The following is a 16,236-nucleotide window of genomic DNA, read 5'->3' as shown; positions in this document are numbered from 1 at the left end:
AGGGCGGCCCCTCCCCGGCCGCACGGATGCGACGCCGCGCCTTCCCGGTGCCGGCCTCCCCCGGCGCGATGGACGCCCTTCATCCGGATTCGTATGCTGCCGCGCTCAGGCATATCGGCCGTCCTTCACGGCCCGGCGGAACATTCGATGGACTGGAAAATCGCTCATCGCGATCCGCGCGTCGCATCCGCATTCGCGGCCTACCGGGATTTCGTGCTCGGCGTGGCGACGCACTATGCGGGGTCGCGCCTGATGGAGCAGCTCGATCTCTCGCCCCTCGGCGACGATCTGCGCCTCTCCATATCGGACGACTTTCCCGAGGGCCTGACGACCATCCGCAGCATCCGCGATCTGCGCAACTCCATCGAGACCGGCGAGTATGGGCAGCTTTGCCTGCGCCTCGCCATCGTCCAGTTGTGCACGGCGTTCGAGGTCTTCTTCGACGCGGTCGCGGACATCCATGGAATCCCGGCAAGCCGCGGCGATTCCGTGAGCGCCACCTGCCACCGGGTCTCGGCCTCGCCCCTCGTCCTCGGGAACAGGGCGATCGTGCAGATCAGGAAGCTGCACCGCCGGCTTGCCATCCGGTCGGTCCTGGACAACGACGAAGTCCTCGTCAAGCTCACCGCGATCATCGAAGTGCGCAACTGCATCGTGCATTCGGCGGCCGTCGTGGCCGACGACAGGACGGCGCTGAGATTGCGCGCCTACGCCATCGACCACGCCGTCGGAGAAATGCTGCATCTCGCCGACAACCTGCTCGACGACTTCCTGCACTACATGGGAAGCCATGTCGCGGCCTTCGTCCGGGCGCTCCCGTGACCGGCATGCGGCGGCGGCACGCTCAGACCACGGCCGCCAGCATCATGATGAAGACACCGAGATGATGGTTTCCATCGCCGTCCGGGTCTTGAAGGTCTCGACGACGCTCATGTCGAAGCACGGCTTCGCCAGCCGGCAGCCGGCCTTGGGCGGAGAACTGCTCGTCGCCATGCGCCGCGCGGACCACAGGCGCGGCCGGCCCGCCTGCGGCGCCTCACGCCCGCATCCGCACCCTGCTCCCGCGCGCGCCCTGCGCCACCTCGATGGCCACGTCGATCTGCTGCTTCATCTCCTCCACGTGCGAGATCACGCCGACCATGCGGCCGCGCCGCTGCAGGTCGATCAGCGCCTTCATCGCCATGTCAAGCGATTCGGGATCGAGGCTGCCGAAGCCTTCGTCGATGAACAGGGTGTCGAGCTGCACGCCGCCCGCATAAGCCTGGACGACGTCGGAAAGACCGAGCGCGAGCGACAGCGACGCCATGAAACCCTCGCCGCCCGACAGCGTGCTGGCCGGCCGGGCGCGGCCGGTGTAGTCGTCGAACACTTCGAGGTCCAGCCCGGCGGCGCGCCTTGCGTCGGCGACGTCCTCGCGGCGCTGCAGCAGGTAGCGGCCGCGGCTCATCGCCTTCAGGCGCAGCGAGGCCGCGCGCAGCACGTCGTCGAGCAGCGCGGCGAGCACGTAGCGCTGGAAGGTGAGCCTGCGGCCGTTGTCGCCGTTGGCGATGTCGGCCAGATGGCCGACGACGCGGTATTCGGCCTCGACGGCGCCCGCTTCGCGCGCGATGTCGTCGAGTGCGGCGAGCAGCTTCGCCAGCCTGTCCTGCTCGCCGCGGTTGGCGGCGACGCGGGCGAGCACCGCCTCCACGGCTTCGCGGCAGGCCGCCGTGCGCGCTTCGAGCGCGGCGAGGTCGGGGGCGACGAGGCCGGCTACGGCCTGGCCGGCGCGCGCAGCGCGCTCGCGCGCGGCGGCGAGTTGCTCGTCCGCGCTGCGGATGCCGCGCACCAGGCGCTCGACCTCGTCGGCCGGCAGCAGGGCGGCGCGCCATGCGGCCTCGGCCTGCTGCAGTGCGTCCGCGAGCGCGGCGGTATCGGGCATCGCGGTATCGGGCGCGACGGCTTCGCCCGCACCCGCCGGGGCGAAGCCGGCGGCGCGCAGGGCCTCGGCGAAGCGGACGGCGGCGTCCTGCATGCGCTGCGCGGCGTCCTCCTCGGCCTCGGCCAGGGTTGCGCGCTGGGCGGCGAGCGCGGCGGCGCGGCCGGCAGCCGCCTGCTGGGCGGCCTGCGCCTCATGCAGTGCGGCATCCAGTTGCGTGCGCCTGGCGGCCGCCGCGGCAATGGCCTTTTCCAGCGCGGCACGGGTCCGCAGTTCCTGCGGCACGGCATCGCGGCGCTCGTCGGCAACCCGCTGCGCCGCCTGCGCCGCGGCGGCGGCGGTGCCGGCAGCACTGCGTGCCTGCTCGAAGACGGTGGCAGTGGCTGCGATGTCGGCATCCAGCGCCTGCAGACCGGCGCGTGCCGGCCCCACTTCCGCGGCGGCGGCGCGCGCCGACTGCAGGTCCTCGCGCAGCGCGGCCAGTGCGGGTGCCTGCTCCACGCCCCCGGCGTCCAGGCCTTCGTCCCGCAGGGCGGCTTCGCGCGTGGCGACTTCGGCCTCGGTCGCCGCGCGTTGCCGGACGGCCGCGTCGAGCTTGCCGCGCGCCGCCTCCAGGGCGGACTCGCCCTCGCGCACCGTGGCGGCCGCGGCCTGCAGTGCCTGTTCGGTGGGCAGTTCGCCGTCGAAGCGGGCGGGCGACGGGTGCGCAGCGCTGCCGCACACCGGGCAGGCATCGCCGTCGTGCAGGTGGCGCGCAAGGACGGCAGCCTGCGCACGGCGCCAGTGCGCATCGAGCGCGTCGAGCCGGTCGCGGCGCAGTTGCAGGGCCTGCCGCGCGGCGTCGAAAACCTGCTGCAGCTTCGCCTCCACGCCCTGCCGTTCCGCGAGTTGCCGGCGGCTGGCGGCAAGGCCGGCTGCGGCCAGCGCGCGGCGCTCGGCCTGCTGTACGCGCAGCGCCAGCGCATCGCTCTGCGCGGCCCGGGGCTGCAGCGCGTCGATGCGGGCGGCGAGCGCGGCCCTGCGCGCGGCGAGATCGTCGCGCCGGGCCGCGGCGGTGGCGAGGGCGCGCTCGGCCGCGCCGCGTTCGGCTTCGCGCACGGCGAGTTCGCCGTCCGCCTGCGCCAGCCGCGCCACCGCCCCGGACAGGGCTTCGAGCCGCAACAGCTCGCGCTGCGCCGCCTCGCGTTCGGCGGCGCGCGCCGCTTCCGCCTGCAGGCGGGCGTCCGCCTGCTGCAGCGCCCCGGCGGCGCGCGCGGCCTCGTCGGCTGCCTGCGTCCCGCGCCGGCGCGCCTCGTCGGCGGCACGGCGCGCGGCGGCCAGCGCGGTTTCGACGGGCTGCACCTGCAGCGCGCGCTGCGCCCGTTCCAGCCGCGTGCGCCGGGCGTCGATCTCGCCGCGGCGCGCGGTGAGCGCATCCAGCGCCGCGGTGGCCGCCGCCGCCTCGGCGAACAGCGCGGCGCCGGCCTGCCCCTGCTGCAGCGCGGCGCGGGCGGCGGCATCGTCGTCGCGGGCGCGCCTTTCCTCCGCCGCCAGCCCGGCCTGCGCCTCCTGCAGCGCCGCGCGCTGCGCGAGCAGGGCGTCCATCGTGTCGACGCCGGCCTGCAGCAGCAGGGTCTCGCGCTGCAGCCGCGCCTGCTCGCCGCGCTGTGCCAGCGCCGCCGCCTCGGCCTTCAGCGCATCCTGCACGCGTTTGTAGGCAGCGGTACCGAACAGGGTTTCGAGGATCTTTTCGCGCTCGTTGGAGCCGGCCGACAGCAGCTTGCGGAACTGGCCCTGGGGCAGCAGCACGACCTGGCGGAACTGGTCCGCCTTGAAGCCGAGCAGGTCTTCGACCAGCGCGGTGACCTCGGTGGCCTTGTGCGCGACCGGCGTCCACGCATCGCCGTCGAGCCGCGACAGTTCGGCCTTCGCCAGCACCCTGACCAGCCCCTGGCCGCGCAGCGCGGCGCGCTCCTGCTCGGGGATGCGCCTGACGCGGTAGCGCTGTTCGCCGAGCGCGAATTCGAATTCCACCTCGGTCTGCAGCGCATCGTCGGCGTGGTGGCTGCGCATTTCGCGCGCGCTGCGCTCGCCGCCCGAGGTGTCGCCGTACAGCGCATAGGTGATGCCGTCGAGGATGGAAGTCTTGCCGGCGCCGGTGGGGCCGGAGATCAGGAACAGGGCGCCGGCGGGCAGGCGGGTGAAATCCACCTCCTCGCGCCCGGCGAAGGGGCCGAAGGCTTGCAGCGCGAGCTTGAGCGGCTTCATGCGTGGCGCTCCTCCCGCTCCAGGCGGCCGATGATGCGTTCGAGCGCGGCCGTGGCCGCGGGCTCGAGCGGCAGGCCAGTGGTTTCCTCGTGGAAGCCGGCAAAGAGATCCTGCATGCGGATGCGGCGATGGTCGCCCGCCGCGCGGCCCGGGCCGTCGCCGGCCATGTCCGGCCGTTCGATGGCGAGCGCGTTGGGATAGGCGGTGCGCAGCTTGCCCATGGCGTCGAGCAGCGCGCCGCGGTCGGTCAGCCGCGCGAGGATGTAGTCGTCGCGCGCCGGGTCGGCCGCGGCGGCGGCGAGAAGGGCGTCGAGTTCGCCTTCGACGATGCGCAGGTCGCGGCGCGGCACGAGCGGCAGGCGCTGCACCGTGCAGCGGCCGGCGGCATCCATGTCCACCAGGTTCGCCGACTTGACGTGGCCGGCCTCGGCAAAGGAGTACTTGAGCAGCGAGCCGGAATACTGGATGCGGGCGGCACCGGCCCCTTCCGCCGCGCCGCCCAGCGCCTGCGGCCGGTGCAGGTGGCCGAGCGCGACGTAGTCGAAGCCGTCGAACACCTCGGCCCCCACCGAGCCGCTGCCGCCCACGGACAGCGGGCGCTCCGATTCGCTCTCACTGCCGCCGCGCACGAAGGCGTGCGCCACCGCCACCGAGCGCATGCCGGCCGGCTGCGCCGCGCGCGCCGCCCGGGCCTGCGCCGCCAGCGCGGCGTGGTGGTCGGCGATGTTCTCGTCGCCGCAGGCGCCGCGCACCACCGCCGGTTCGCCGTAGGGCAGCGCATGCACCGCGACTTCGCCGTGCGCATCGCGCAGGATCAGCGGCGGCGCCCCGGCATCGACCGGCCCGCGCACCACCAGGCCGGCGCGCGTCAGCAGTCCGGAGCCGAAGCCGAGCCGGTCGGGGCCGTCGTGGTTGCCGGCGATCATCACCACCGGGATCTTCAGCCCGAGCACCAGTTCGGTCAGCACCAGGTCGAGCAGGCGCACGGCTTCGGCCGGCGGCACCGAGCGGTCGTAGATGTCGCCGGCGATCAGGATGGCGTCGGGCCGCGCCTCGGCGGCGATGCGGATGAAGCCCCGCAGCACGTGGGCCTGGTCTTCGAGCAGGGAAACGCCGTGATAGACACGGCCGAGGTGCCAGTCGGCGGTGTGGAGGAAGCGCATCAGGAGCATCTCGCAGCGAAGGGGGAGCGCCGGCGGGCGCGCGTTGCAGGACGAATCCTACAGCGACATCCGCGCCGTCGGACATCACATTGGCGATGCTGCGTCTATATTGAAGTTGCGTAACACGCAGCCGGCGCGTTCGCCGTGCCGCGACATCCACAACAAGGAAGGAGCCCGACATGAAACACACCGCCGCCACCCTCGCCCTGTCCGGCCTGCTCGCCTTCACCGCGGCCGGCTGCGCCATCACCCGCGACCAGTCGACCGTCGGCGAATATGTCGACGACGCCACCATCACCACGCGCGTGAAGGCCAAGTTCGCCGAGGACCCGGCCGTCAGCGCGATGGCGATCAACGTCGAGACACTGCGCGGCACGGTGCAGCTCTCCGGCTTCGCCAAGAGCGCGGCCGAGAAGAACCAGGCCGAGAAGATCGCGCGCGGCACCCCGGGCGTGAAGGGCGTCAAGAACGACGTCGTGGTCCGCCCGTAGCCGGCAGCCTTCGCCGCCGCGGGGGACGGTCCGCCGTCCCCCTTTCGCACGTGCACGCGCCGCGCACGGCCGCAGGCACGCAGTGTCGATCCACGCCGACGACCGGGCTGCGCCGGCCGCCGGCGACCGAGGACGCACCCATGCCGCCGGAACCCTCCCACCCCCCGCGCCTGCGGCGCGCGTTGCCGCTGCTGCTCGCGGCAAGCCTCATCCTCGGCCTGGCCTGGCTCGCGTCGAGCCAATGGCAATCGACCTCCAGCCGCGCCGCACTCGAACGCCTGCGCACCGACGCCGAGCGCGTGCACCATCTAGACACCCTGCTGCTGCAACTGCTCGACGCCGAGAGCAGCGTGCGCGGCTACCTGCTGAGCCGCGATCCGGCATACCTCGGCCGCTACCGGGACGGCCATGCCCGCGTGGTGGAAACGCTGGGCGCGCTGCGTGCCGACGACTGGCACGGCGAAGCACAGCGCGCCCGGCTGGCCGAACTCGCCGCGCGGATCGACGGGAAGCTGGCCGCGCTCGCGCGCGGCGTTGAACAAGGACAAGGAGGACAAGGCGCGAACCCCGGCGCCGAGGCGCCGGCGGACGGGCCCGGCAAGCAGGCGATGGATGACATCCGCCGCATCGCCGACGCATTGCGCGGCGCCGCGCTGGCGGAGATCGACCAGTCGCTGGAAACGTCGCTGGCCCGCTTCGGCAGCGTGCACCGGCTCAACCTGGTGCTGGGCGCCGGCGTGCTCGCGCTGCTGCTGGCACTGCTCGTGGCGCTGTACCGCCAGAGCCTGCTGCGCGAGCAACTGGCCGGAATGCTGCATTCCGAGAACGAGCGCCTGCACGCCGAGGTGGAGCAGCGCACCACCGAGCTGAGCAGCCTCGCCACCTACCTGACCGACACCCGGGAACGGGAGCAGGCGCGGCTGGCGCGCGAGCTGCACGACGAACTCGGCGCGCTGATGACCGCGGCCAAGCTCGATGCGGGGTGGATCGCGCGCAAGCTTCCGGCCGCAGTGATGGAGCCGCTGCGCGAACGCTTCGACCGCCTGCTCGACACGCTGAACCAGGGCATCGCGATCAAGCGCAAGGTGGTGAACGACCTGCGCCCGCCGCTGCTGGCCGATCTCGGGCTGGTCGAGGCGCTGCGCTCGCTGGCCGATTCGGCCGCGATCGGCGACCACGACGGCCGCCTCGATCTCGACCTGCCGGAACAGGCGCCCGAGCTGCCCGCCGACACCGCGCTCGCCCTGTTCCGCATCGCGCAGGAAGCACTGACCAACGTGCGCCGCCACGCGCGGGCGACCCGGGCGACGCTGGCGATGCGGGTCGAGCCCGGCGCGATCGTGCTGCGCATCGCCGACGACGGCGTCGGCTTCGACCCTGCACGGCTCGGCCGCGCGCGCCATGGCCTGGCCGGCATCGCCCACCGCGTGCAGATGCTGTCGGGCAGGCTGCGGGTCGACAGCGCGCCGGGGCGGGGCACGGTGATCGAGGCGCGGATTCCGCGCCCGGCCTGAGCACCCGCGCCCGTCAGCGGCCGGCGACCGCGTCCTCGATGTAGTCGAGCAGTTCGTCCATCTGGAAGGATTTGTCGAAGAAGCGCTCCACGCCGAGCTTCTCGCAGCGTGCGCGCACCGCCTCGTGGCCATGGTTCGACAGCACCACCGCGCGCGGCCGGCCGAAGCGCAGCGGCTCGGCCTGCAGTGCGCGCAGCACGCCCATCCCGCTGCCTTCGCGCAGTTCCAGATCGACGATGGCGAGATCGGCGCGGTGCTGCTCCAGCCTGGCGAGCGCGCCGTGTTCGTCGTCGGCATCGGCGACGACCTCGACGCCCGGCAGTTCGCCCAGCATGCCGCGCAACAGCGCGCGCAGCTTGGGTGAATCCTCGATCAGCACGATGCGCAGGGCAGGGCGGGCATCGTCCATGCGCCCCTCCGCCTCACTCCACGAGCAGGCCGTGGCGCAGCGCATACGCGGCCAGCTCGGCATTGCTCGCCACGCCCAGCTTCTCCAGCAGGCGGGTGCGGTAGGTGCTCACCGTCTTCACGCTCAGGTGCAGCGTATCGGCGATGTCGGACACCGAGCCGCCGCCCGCCAGGCGCAGGAAGACCTGCAGCTCGCGGTCCGACAGGCGCTCGTGCGGCGCGCCGCCGCCGCCCGCCAGTTCCTCGGCCAGCAGTTCGGCGGTGCGCGGCGACAGGTAGCGGCGCCCCTGCGCCACGGTGCGGATCGCCTGCACCAGTTGCTCGCGTTCGCAGTCCTTGCACAAGTAGCCGTCGGCGCCGTTGCGGATCATCGCCAGCGCATAGCGCTCTTCCGGAAAGCCGCTCAGCACCACGATGCGCAGCGCCGGATGGCGCTGGCGGGCGGCGCGCAGCACGTCCACCCCGCTCAGCCCGGGCAGCGACAGATCGAGCAGCAGCACGTCCGTGCCGCCCTCGCGCAGCCGCGCCATCGCCTCTTCGCCCGACGCGGCCTCGAAGGACACGCGGAAGTCGAACTCCTCGGCGAGCAGTTCGCGGAACCCCGCGCGCACGATCTGGTGATCATCGACGATGGCGACATGCAACATGGGAACTCCGTCACGGCAGGGCCCGCCGTCCGCGGCGCGGCGACGGGGCAGGCCGCCCGGCGCGCCGTGCGCGGGCGGGACCGCCGGTGCGGACCGTCATCGGCCGCGCGCGATGTTGATCAGGAAGGTTACCACCGCCAGCACCAGGAACAGCGCGAACAGGATCTTGGCGATGCCCGCCGCGCCGGCGGCGATGCCGCCGAAGCCGAACACGGCGGCGATGATGGCGATGATGAAGAACACGACGGCGTAGTGCAGCATGATCGTCTCCTTGGTCGATGGCACCGGCGGGCCGTCCCGCGGTGACGCGGGACGGCCCGCCGGTGCCTGATTCCACTGTAGGCGCATCGCCGCGGCGGCCCCATCGGCCGCGTCCGAAACCGGCGTCGGACGATTCCGACACGGCACGGCGACGGGCCGGGTTTTCCGCTAGCCTATGGACCTTCACATATCCCGTACGGCGCACGCCATGATCCTCGACATCGACCTCGTTTCCGACTTCGTCTGCCCCTGGTGCTTCCTCGGCAAGACCCGCCTCGACCGGGCGCTGGCCGAGCTGAAGGCGTCGCGGCCGGACATCGAGGCGCGCATCAACTGGCTGCCCTTCTTCCTCAATCCGGACACGCCGCCCGCGGGCGAGCCCTACCGCGCCTTCCTCGAGGCCAAGTTCGGCGGCGCGCGGCAGGCCGACGAAGTGCTCGCCCGCGTCGCCGACGCCGCCGCGCCGGACGGCCTGGCCTTCGCCTTCGACCGCATCCGCACCCGCCCCAGCACGCTGAAGGCCCATCGCCTGTGCTACCGCGCGCAATCGCTGGGCTGGGCGCAGGGCAAGGTGCAGGCATTGGCCGGTGCGCTGTTCTCCGCCCACTTCCAGCAGGGCCAGGACATCGGCGACAGCGCCACGCTGGCCGACCTCGCCGCCGCCTGCGGCGACAGGCGCGACGCGGTGCTCGCCTACCTCGACGGCGGGCAGGACACCGACAAGGTGCAGCGCATGGCCGACGGCATCCGCAGCCAGGGCATCCAGGGCGTGCCCTTCTTCATCCTGAACCGCAAGCTCGCGGTGTCGGGCGCCCAGTCCGCCGCGGTGCTGGGCGCGGCAATCCTGCAGTCGCTGGAGACGGGCAAGCCGTCCTGAGGCGGCAACGCGCCGCCGGGGTGGAGATGGCGGTGGGCGCATGCGGCACCGCCGACGCCGCCGTTCTCGACCGGCTGCGTCGGCGTGGGCCTGCTCCGCAGCCTGTCGAACGGTTCGCCCGCAGGCTGGCCGGCGTGCAACCAACGGCGGCGGCGGCGATCGAATCCGGCTGAAGCATCGACCCTTGCATGACGAACATGGAAATCGCCGACCTGCGCGCACTGTCCGATGCGCGCACCCTCCTGGAACGACCGAGCCTCGCCGCGCGCCTGAGCGGCTTCGTCGGCAGCCCGCTCGAAAAGGGCATGGCGCGGCTGCCGGCGGGCTGGCGCACGCGCATCGCCACGGCGGCGCACGACGCCCTCGGCCATGCCATGGACGCCGCCGCGAAGACGCTGGACGCCTCGCCGCGGGCGGCGTCCCCGCGCCTGCACAAGGCGCTCGGCACGCTCAGCGGCGGCGTGGGCGGCGCCTTCGGGCTGGCCGGGCTGGGCGTCGAGATCCCGCTGTCCACGGTGCTGATCATGCGCACCATCCTCGACACCGCGCGCGGCGAGGGCGAGGTCCCCGCCGATCCGGCGACGCGGCTGGCGGCGCTGGAAGTGTTCGCGCTCGGCGGCCGCAGCGATGCCGACGATGCGGCGGAATCCGGCTACTACGCGATGCGCGCGGCGCTGGCCGGCGCGGTCTCCGAGGCCGCCCGCCATCTCGCGCAGAAGGGCCTGGCGCAGGAGGGGGCGCCGGCGCTGCTGCGCCTCATCTCGATGGTGGCGGCGCGCTACAAGGTGCAACTGACGCAGAAGGCGGCCGGCATGCTGGTGCCGGGCATTGGCGCGGCCGCCGGGGCGTCGATCAACCTGATCTTCATGGACCACTTCCAAAGCGTCAGCCGCGGCCATTTCACCGTCCGCCGCCTGGAGCGGCGCTACGGCGCCGACGCGGTGCGCGACGCCTACCTGGAGGCGGTGCCGCGCTGAAGCCCGCGCTTACGCCGGAAACGCTTCCGCCGCGACCGGCGGGCTGAAGTGGAAGCCTTGCATGAGGTCGCAGCCGCGCGCCGCCAGCATGTCGAACTGGGCCGCCGTCTCCACGCCCTCGCCGATCACGCGCAGGCCCAGGCTGTGGCCGATCGAGATGATCGCGGCGGCAAGCGCGGCGTCGCGCGGGTTGCGGTCGATGTCGCGCACGAACAGGCGGTCGATCTTCAGTTCGTCGATCGGGAAGCGCTTGAGGTAGCCGAGCGACGAGTAGCCGGTGCCGAAGTCGTCCAGCGCCACCCGCAGGCCCAGCATGCGCAGTTCCTCGAGCAGCGCGATGCCCTGGCAGGTGTCGTCCATCAGGATGCTTTCGGTCAGTTCCAGCGTCAGCAGGCCCGGCACCATGCCGGTCTCGCGCAGCACGCGGCGCACCATGTCGATGAAGTCGTGGTCGCGGAACTGGCGCGCGGAGATGTTCACCATCATGCGCACCGGCGGCCGGCCGGCGGCACTCCACGCGCGGTGCTGCTCGCAGGCGGTGCGCAGCACCCATTCGCCGATCGGCACGATGAGCCCGGTGTCCTCGGCGATCGGGATGAAATCCGCCGGCGACACCAGGCCGAGGTCGGGATGGCGCCAGCGCAGCAGCGCCTCGGCAGCGACCGTGTGGCAGCCGGCGACACTGACGATGGGCTGGTAGTGCAGCAGCAGCTCGCCGGCCGGCAGGGCGCGGTGCAGCGCCGCCTCGAGCGCGAGGTGTTCGAGCGAGCGGGCGTTCATCGCCGGCTGGTAGAGCTGGAAGGCGTTGCGCCCCTCGGCCTTGGCGCGGTACATCGCGACGTCGGCGTTCTTGATCAGCGTGCCGGAGTCCTCGCCGTCGTCCGGATAGAAGCTGATGCCGATGCTGCAGGTGACCACCAGTTCGCGCCCGTCGACGACGATGGGGCGGCGCAGGGCCGCCGCCATGCGGCCGGCGGCATGGGCCGCGCCCTCCGGGCCGTCGGCATCGCTCATGACGATGACGAACTCGTCGCCGCCCATGCGCGCCACGGTGTCGTCCTCGCGCAGGCAGCCGCACAGGCGGCGCGCGACCTCCACCAGCAACTGGTCGCCCACCTCGTGGCCGAGGCTGTCGTTGATGCGCTTGAAGCGGTCGAGGTCGACGAACATCACCGCCACCCGGCCGTGCTGCCGGCTGGCATGCGCCAGCTCCACCTGCAGGCGATCGTCGAGCAGGCGGCGGTTGGGCAGGCCGGTGAGCGGGTCGAAGTAGGCGAGGTCGCGGATGCGCTGTTCGTTCTGCTTGACCTCGGAGATGTCGCTGAACAGCGCCGCGTAGTTGGTCAGGCGGCCATCGTGGTCGGTGATGGCGTTGATCGTCAGGAACTCGGGGAACACCTCGCCGTTCTTGCGCCGGTTCCACACCTCGCCCTGCCAGCAGCCGTCGGCCTTGATGCTCTCCCACATGCGTGCGTAGAACGCCTTGCTCTGCCGGCCGGAACTGAGCAGCGAAGGATTGCGGCCGATGACTTCCTCGGCGGTATAGCCGGTGAGCCGGGTGAAGGCCGGGTTCACCGACATGATGCGCGCGTCGGCATCGGTGATCAGGATGCCCTCGAGCGAATTCTCGATGACCTTCTCGGCTAGGTAGAGGTTGCGCTGCGAGGCGTTCAGCGCGCGATCGCGCTCGGCCAGCGCGTGCTGCAGCTCGTGCACATAGACCAGCTCCATGCCGGTGAGGATGTCGCTGAAGTTGATCAGGTCGACCGGCACGCCGTCCTCGCCCACGACGCCGACGTGGCGCATGCGGCGCTCGGCCAGCAGGCAGCGCACCCGGTACAGGCTGGTATGCGCGGTGACCGTCACCAGCGGACGGCTGGCAAGCCCATCCACCGGACGGTCGGTGGTGCCGGCGGCCACCAGCCGGGTGACGTCGCGCTCGGTGAGGATGCCGTATTCCCCTTCGCCGTAGGCCACCACCACCGCATCGACGCCGCCCTCGCGCATGCGGCGCGCGGCTTCGGACAACGGCGCGGTGCGCGGCAGGGGTACCAGGCGCCCCTTGAGCAAGGAATCGACCTTGCGCAGCTTCAGATAATGCTCGATGCCCTGGTTCATCACCACGTCGGTCTGCGACACCACGCCGCAGCGCCGCCCGGCCTCGTCCACCACCAGGTAGTGGCGCAGGTGTTCCTCGCGAAAGCGCAGCGTCAGTTCGTGCAGGGTGATGGAGCGCGGCACCGTGCGCACCGGGGCGCTCATGGCATGCGCGATCGGCGTGTCGAACGCGACCGCGTCGGTGAAGTCGACCCGCAGCGCGTCGCGCTCGGTCCAGATGCCGACCACCTCGTCATCGTCGACGACCAGGATGGAACTGACCCGCGCCTCGCTCATCCTGCGCGCGGCGTCGCGCAGCGACACGTCGGGGGAACATTCGAGGATGTCCGGACGGACGATCTCGCCCAGCGTCAGATCGGCATTGCCGGCGGGCAGCGACATTGCACTCTCGAAACTGGCAGGCGAGGGGTCGGAATCGGACATCGGCGGGCTAGGATATTGGGTGGGCGGCGGACCGGGCGCAAAGCGAAGGGCCGCGAGCGAACGCATCGTCGCGGCCCAGACTGGGTACGGAATTCTAAGAGAACGCCCGCCTTTCAACAAATCCCGATACAAATGAACCGTTTGCCATCGTCCGCCGCCTCCGCCAGCCCGCCCCGCGCCGCGGCGCAAACGCGGTTTCCGCTCGCCATCGTCGGTGCCGGCGCGCTGGGGCTGCACTTCGCCGCCCGGCTCGCCCGCGGCGGGCCGGTGGCGGTCGTCGCGCGCACCGCGCAGCGCGCTGCGCAACTGCGCGCCGGCATCTACGTCGGCGACATGCTCTACCGTGCCGAGGCCCACGGCCCCGACGCCCTGCCCGAGGCGGAGTGGGTGATCGTGCTGGTGAAGGCCGCGGACACGGCCGACGCCGCCCGCCTCGCCGCGGCCATGCGCCCGCGCGGCGTGCTGTCGCTGCAGAACGGGCTCACCGAGGACGTGCTGCGCGCGCACTGCGGCGGCGCGGGCGGCGTGGCGCTCGTGGCGCAGGGCATCACCACCGAGGGCGCCTTTCGCGACGGCGACCGCGTCACCCCGTCGGGGGCCGGCGAAACGCTGGTGCCGCCGGGTTTCGAAGCGGTCGCCGGCCTGCTGTCGCGCGCCGGCTTCCGTGCCCGCGTGGAGCCCGGCATCGCCGCCGCCCGGCTGGCCAAGCTGCTGGTGAATCTGGCGATCAATCCGCTCGCCGCGCTGTTCCGCGTACCCAACGGCGCCCTGCTCGATCCGCCCTTTCGCGCCTGCCTCGATGCGCTGGTGGACGAAGCCTGGCCGCTGCTGCGCGCCGAAGGGCTGGCGCTGGACGAGGCCGCCGCCCATGCGCGCGTCGCCGAGGTGGCCCGCGCCACCGGCACCAACCGCGCCAGCATGCTGCAGGACGTGCTCGCCGGCCGGCGCACCGAGATCGACGCCATCACCGGCATGCTGCTCGCCATGGCGGCCCGCCGCGGCGTCGCGGTGCCCGTGCACCAGGCGGTATTCACGCTGGTGAAACTGCTGGAGCGCGGATGACGCGCGCGCAATCGCGTCTATGCTGAACGTATCGGGCGGCATGCCGCCGCTTCCAGGCCGCGAACCCGCGGGAGATCACGCATGAAACCCCACGCCTTCGTCGCCATGCCCTTCGGCACCAAGCCCGGCCCCGACGGCCGGCCGATCGACTTCAACCGCGTCTACGACGAATACATCGCGCCGGCGCTGGCGGAGGCGGGCTTCGAGGTGTTCCGCGCCGACCGCGAGCAGCGCGCCGGCGACATCCGCACCGACATGTTCCAGGAACTGCTGATGTCCGACCTGGTGGTCGCCGACCTGACGCTGGACAACCCCAACGTCTGGTACGAACTCGGCGTGCGCCATGCACTGCGCGCGCGCGGCGTGATCCTGGTGCAGGGGCCGCGGCCGACGCAGCCCTTCGACACCTACACCGACCGCAAGCTGCACTACGCGCTGCAGGACGGCGCACCCGATCCGGCCAGCCTGGAAGCCGATCGCCGCGCGCTCGCCGCGATGGCGCGCGCCACGCAGAGCGAATGGACCGGCGAGCGCGTCAGCCCGGTCTATGGCCTGCTGCCCAACCTGCGCGAACCGGACTGGAAGACGCTGCTGCTGGCGCAGGCCAACGCCTTCAATGCCGCCTATCGCGAGTGGGCGGGCCGCACCGAGATCGCGCGCCGCAAGCTGCGCCCCGGCGACATCCTGGTGCTGGCCGACGAGACGCCGACGCGGGCGCTGCGCGTCGAGGCCAAGATCACCGCCGGCGAGGCGCTGCTCAAGCTGCGCCACCATGACTTCGCCCTGGAGCAGTTCGAGGATGCGCTGGAACTCGACCCTTCGTGCAAGCGGGCGCGCGAGAAGAAGGTCGTCTGCCTCGGCCGCCTGGGCCGCTACGAGGAGGCGAGCGAATGGGTGCACCGCCTCACCGAGGACTTCCCCGCCGATCCCGAGGTGTGGGCGCTGCTCGGCCGCGTGGAAAAGGACAACTGGATCGCCCGCTGGCGCCGCGACGGCACCTCCGGCACCGAGCTGCGCACCGCCGCCGCCGGCGAGGATGCGGCGCTGGCCGAGGCGATCGCGCCCTATCACAGGGCCTTCATCGCCGACCCGTCGCATCATTTCTCCGGCATCAACGCGCTCACGCTCAACCTGCTGCGCCGCCATCTCGGCGGCAAGGCCAGCGACACGGTGATCGGCAACCTGGCCGGCGGCGTGCTGTGGGCTGCGCTGACGGCACAGGAGCGCGACCACAAGGACTACTGGGCGCGCGCGAGCCATGCCGAGCTGTGCCTGCTGGTCGATCCGCTCGCCACCGTGCGCGAGGCGTACGGCACCGCCGTCGCCGCGGCGAACCGCGACTGGTTCGCGCTCGACTCCAGCCGCCAGACACTGCGCCTGCTGCGCGACCTCGAGTTCCGCCCGGCGGAGACGGCGGCCGCGCTGGAGATCCTCGACCGCGAGATCGCGCGCAGCACGCCGCCCTTCGAGCCGTGCCAGGTGTTCCTGTTCAGCGGCCACATGATCGACGACCCGCGCCGCCCGGTGCCGCGCTTCCCGACCGGCAAGGAGAGCATCGCCGCGCAAGGGATCGCCAGAGCGCTCGACGCCCTCGGCGCCGGGCCGGGCGACCTGGCGCTGACCCAGGGCGCCAGCGGCGGCGACATCCTGTTCCTCGAGGCATGCAGGGCGCGCGGCCTGCGGCTGCACCTGATGCTGCCGCTGGACGAGCCCGAGTTCATCGACCGCTCGGTGCTGCCCTCCGCCGGCGGCCAGCAGTGGCGCGACCGCTACTACGCGATCCGCGGCGGCCTGCAGGACCCGCCGCGCATCATGCCCGTCGAGCTGGGCCCGCCGCCGCGCACCGGCGGCGACGGGCGCGCCGACCCGTTCGAGCGCTGCAACCTGTGGCTGCTCTACACCGCGCTGGCGTGGGGCATCGACAAGGTGCGCTTCATCTGCCTGTGGAACGGCGAAGGCGGCGACGGCCCCGGCGGCACCGCGCACATGTACCGCGAAGTGAAGCGCCGCACCGGGCGCGTCACCTGGCTCGACACCCGCACGCTGTGGTAGCGGCGCGCATGCGGCCGAAGGCGGGGCCGAACCTGCGCTCTTGCCGTACGTTTTTCCGGACTGCTGCGCCTGCTCGCC

General features: G+C 72.5%; 14 protein-coding genes. 7 read left to right on the top strand and 7 right to left on the bottom strand.

Annotated features, from left to right (window positions below; genetic code table 11):
• Positions 1–147 precede the first annotated feature (147 nt).
• Positions 148–822 carry a hypothetical protein gene (locus tag CCZ27_RS21490; RefSeq protein ID WP_096451645.1) on the top strand — a complete coding sequence of 225 codons (675 nt, stop codon included), beginning with the start codon at positions 148–150 and terminating at the stop codon, positions 820–822.
• A 42-nt stretch (positions 823–864) separates the two neighbouring features.
• Here CCZ27_RS21490 and CCZ27_RS24430 read toward each other — a convergent pair whose 3' ends face one another.
• The 3 genes from CCZ27_RS24430 to CCZ27_RS21480 are packed head-to-tail and all read right to left on the bottom strand — an operon-like array spanning position 865 to position 5,328.
• Positions 865–993: a GntP family permease gene (locus CCZ27_RS24430; protein ID WP_232516488.1), complete on the bottom strand. Its 129-nt coding sequence runs from the start codon at positions 991–993 to the stop codon at positions 865–867.
• 43 nt (positions 994–1,036) lie between these two features.
• Complete coding sequence (locus tag CCZ27_RS21485) at positions 1,037–4,165, bottom strand: AAA family ATPase (protein ID WP_096451643.1); 3,129 nt, start codon at positions 4,163–4,165, stop codon at positions 1,037–1,039.
• Positions 4,162–5,328, bottom strand: a complete 1,167-nt coding sequence (locus CCZ27_RS21480; RefSeq protein ID WP_096452878.1) for an exonuclease SbcCD subunit D — start codon at positions 5,326–5,328, stop codon at positions 4,162–4,164. The genes CCZ27_RS21485 and CCZ27_RS21480 overlap by 4 nt, the downstream gene beginning before the upstream one ends.
• A gap of 179 nt (positions 5,329–5,507) precedes the next feature.
• On the opposite strand from CCZ27_RS21480, the gene CCZ27_RS21475 reads away from it, so the two are divergent.
• Together CCZ27_RS21475 and CCZ27_RS21470 are read left to right on the top strand one after the other, a co-directional pair.
• Positions 5,508–5,819 carry a BON domain-containing protein gene (locus tag CCZ27_RS21475; protein ID WP_096451641.1) on the top strand — a complete coding sequence of 104 codons (312 nt, stop codon included), beginning with the start codon at positions 5,508–5,510 and terminating at the stop codon, positions 5,817–5,819.
• A 140-nt stretch (positions 5,820–5,959) separates the two neighbouring features.
• Entirely contained in the window at positions 5,960–7,333 is a 1,374-nt protein-coding gene (locus tag CCZ27_RS21470; protein WP_096451639.1) for a CHASE3 domain-containing protein, read from the top strand.
• Between the two features lie 13 nt (positions 7,334–7,346).
• Here the strand turns inward: CCZ27_RS21470 and CCZ27_RS21465 are convergent, their stop codons facing one another.
• The 3 genes from CCZ27_RS21465 to CCZ27_RS21455 all read right to left on the bottom strand — a co-directional run bounded on the left by CCZ27_RS21465 (position 7,347) and on the right by CCZ27_RS21455 (position 8,649).
• The gene (locus CCZ27_RS21465) at positions 7,347–7,742 is read right to left on the bottom strand and encodes a response regulator (RefSeq protein WP_096451637.1); all 396 of its coding nucleotides are present in this window, start codon (positions 7,740–7,742) and stop codon (positions 7,347–7,349) included.
• A 13-nt stretch (positions 7,743–7,755) separates the two neighbouring features.
• On the bottom strand, positions 7,756–8,388 hold the full coding sequence (locus CCZ27_RS21460) for a response regulator (protein WP_096451635.1): 633 nt from the start codon (positions 8,386–8,388) through the stop codon (positions 7,756–7,758).
• A gap of 96 nt (positions 8,389–8,484) precedes the next feature.
• Positions 8,485–8,649 (bottom strand): DUF1328 domain-containing protein, encoded by a 165-nt coding sequence (locus CCZ27_RS21455; RefSeq protein ID WP_096451633.1) that lies wholly within the window; start codon positions 8,647–8,649, stop codon positions 8,485–8,487.
• Between the two features lie 208 nt (positions 8,650–8,857).
• Here CCZ27_RS21455 and CCZ27_RS21450 point away from each other — a divergent pair, with 208 nt between their 5' ends.
• Entirely contained in the window at positions 8,858–9,526 is a 669-nt protein-coding gene (locus tag CCZ27_RS21450; protein ID WP_096451631.1) for a DsbA family oxidoreductase, read from the top strand.
• Between the two features lie 188 nt (positions 9,527–9,714).
• Positions 9,715–10,503, top strand: coding sequence for an EcsC family protein (locus CCZ27_RS21445; RefSeq protein ID WP_096451629.1), 789 nt, complete (start codon positions 9,715–9,717; stop codon positions 10,501–10,503).
• A 9-nt stretch (positions 10,504–10,512) separates the two neighbouring features.
• Here the strand turns inward: CCZ27_RS21445 and CCZ27_RS21440 are convergent, their stop codons facing one another.
• Positions 10,513–13,002 (bottom strand): EAL domain-containing protein, encoded by a 2,490-nt coding sequence (locus CCZ27_RS21440; protein WP_232516487.1) that lies wholly within the window; start codon positions 13,000–13,002, stop codon positions 10,513–10,515.
• Between the two features lie 174 nt (positions 13,003–13,176).
• On the opposite strand from CCZ27_RS21440, the gene CCZ27_RS21435 reads away from it, so the two are divergent.
• Both CCZ27_RS21435 and CCZ27_RS21430 read left to right on the top strand, forming a co-directional pair.
• A complete protein-coding gene (locus CCZ27_RS21435) occupies positions 13,177–14,106 on the top strand; it encodes a ketopantoate reductase family protein (protein WP_096451625.1) in 930 nt (309 codons plus the stop codon).
• A gap of 81 nt (positions 14,107–14,187) precedes the next feature.
• Positions 14,188–16,158, top strand: coding sequence for a tetratricopeptide repeat protein (locus tag CCZ27_RS21430; RefSeq protein WP_096451623.1), 1,971 nt, complete (start codon positions 14,188–14,190; stop codon positions 16,156–16,158).
• Positions 16,159–16,236: the final 78 nt, after the last annotated feature.

It is taken from the genome of Thauera sp. K11, from assembly GCF_002354895.1.
Classification (GTDB): domain Bacteria; phylum Pseudomonadota; class Gammaproteobacteria; order Burkholderiales; family Rhodocyclaceae; genus Thauera; species Thauera sinica.
Note: the sequence above shows the minus strand (reverse complement) of the source record. Positions and strands in the feature narration are given on the sequence as shown.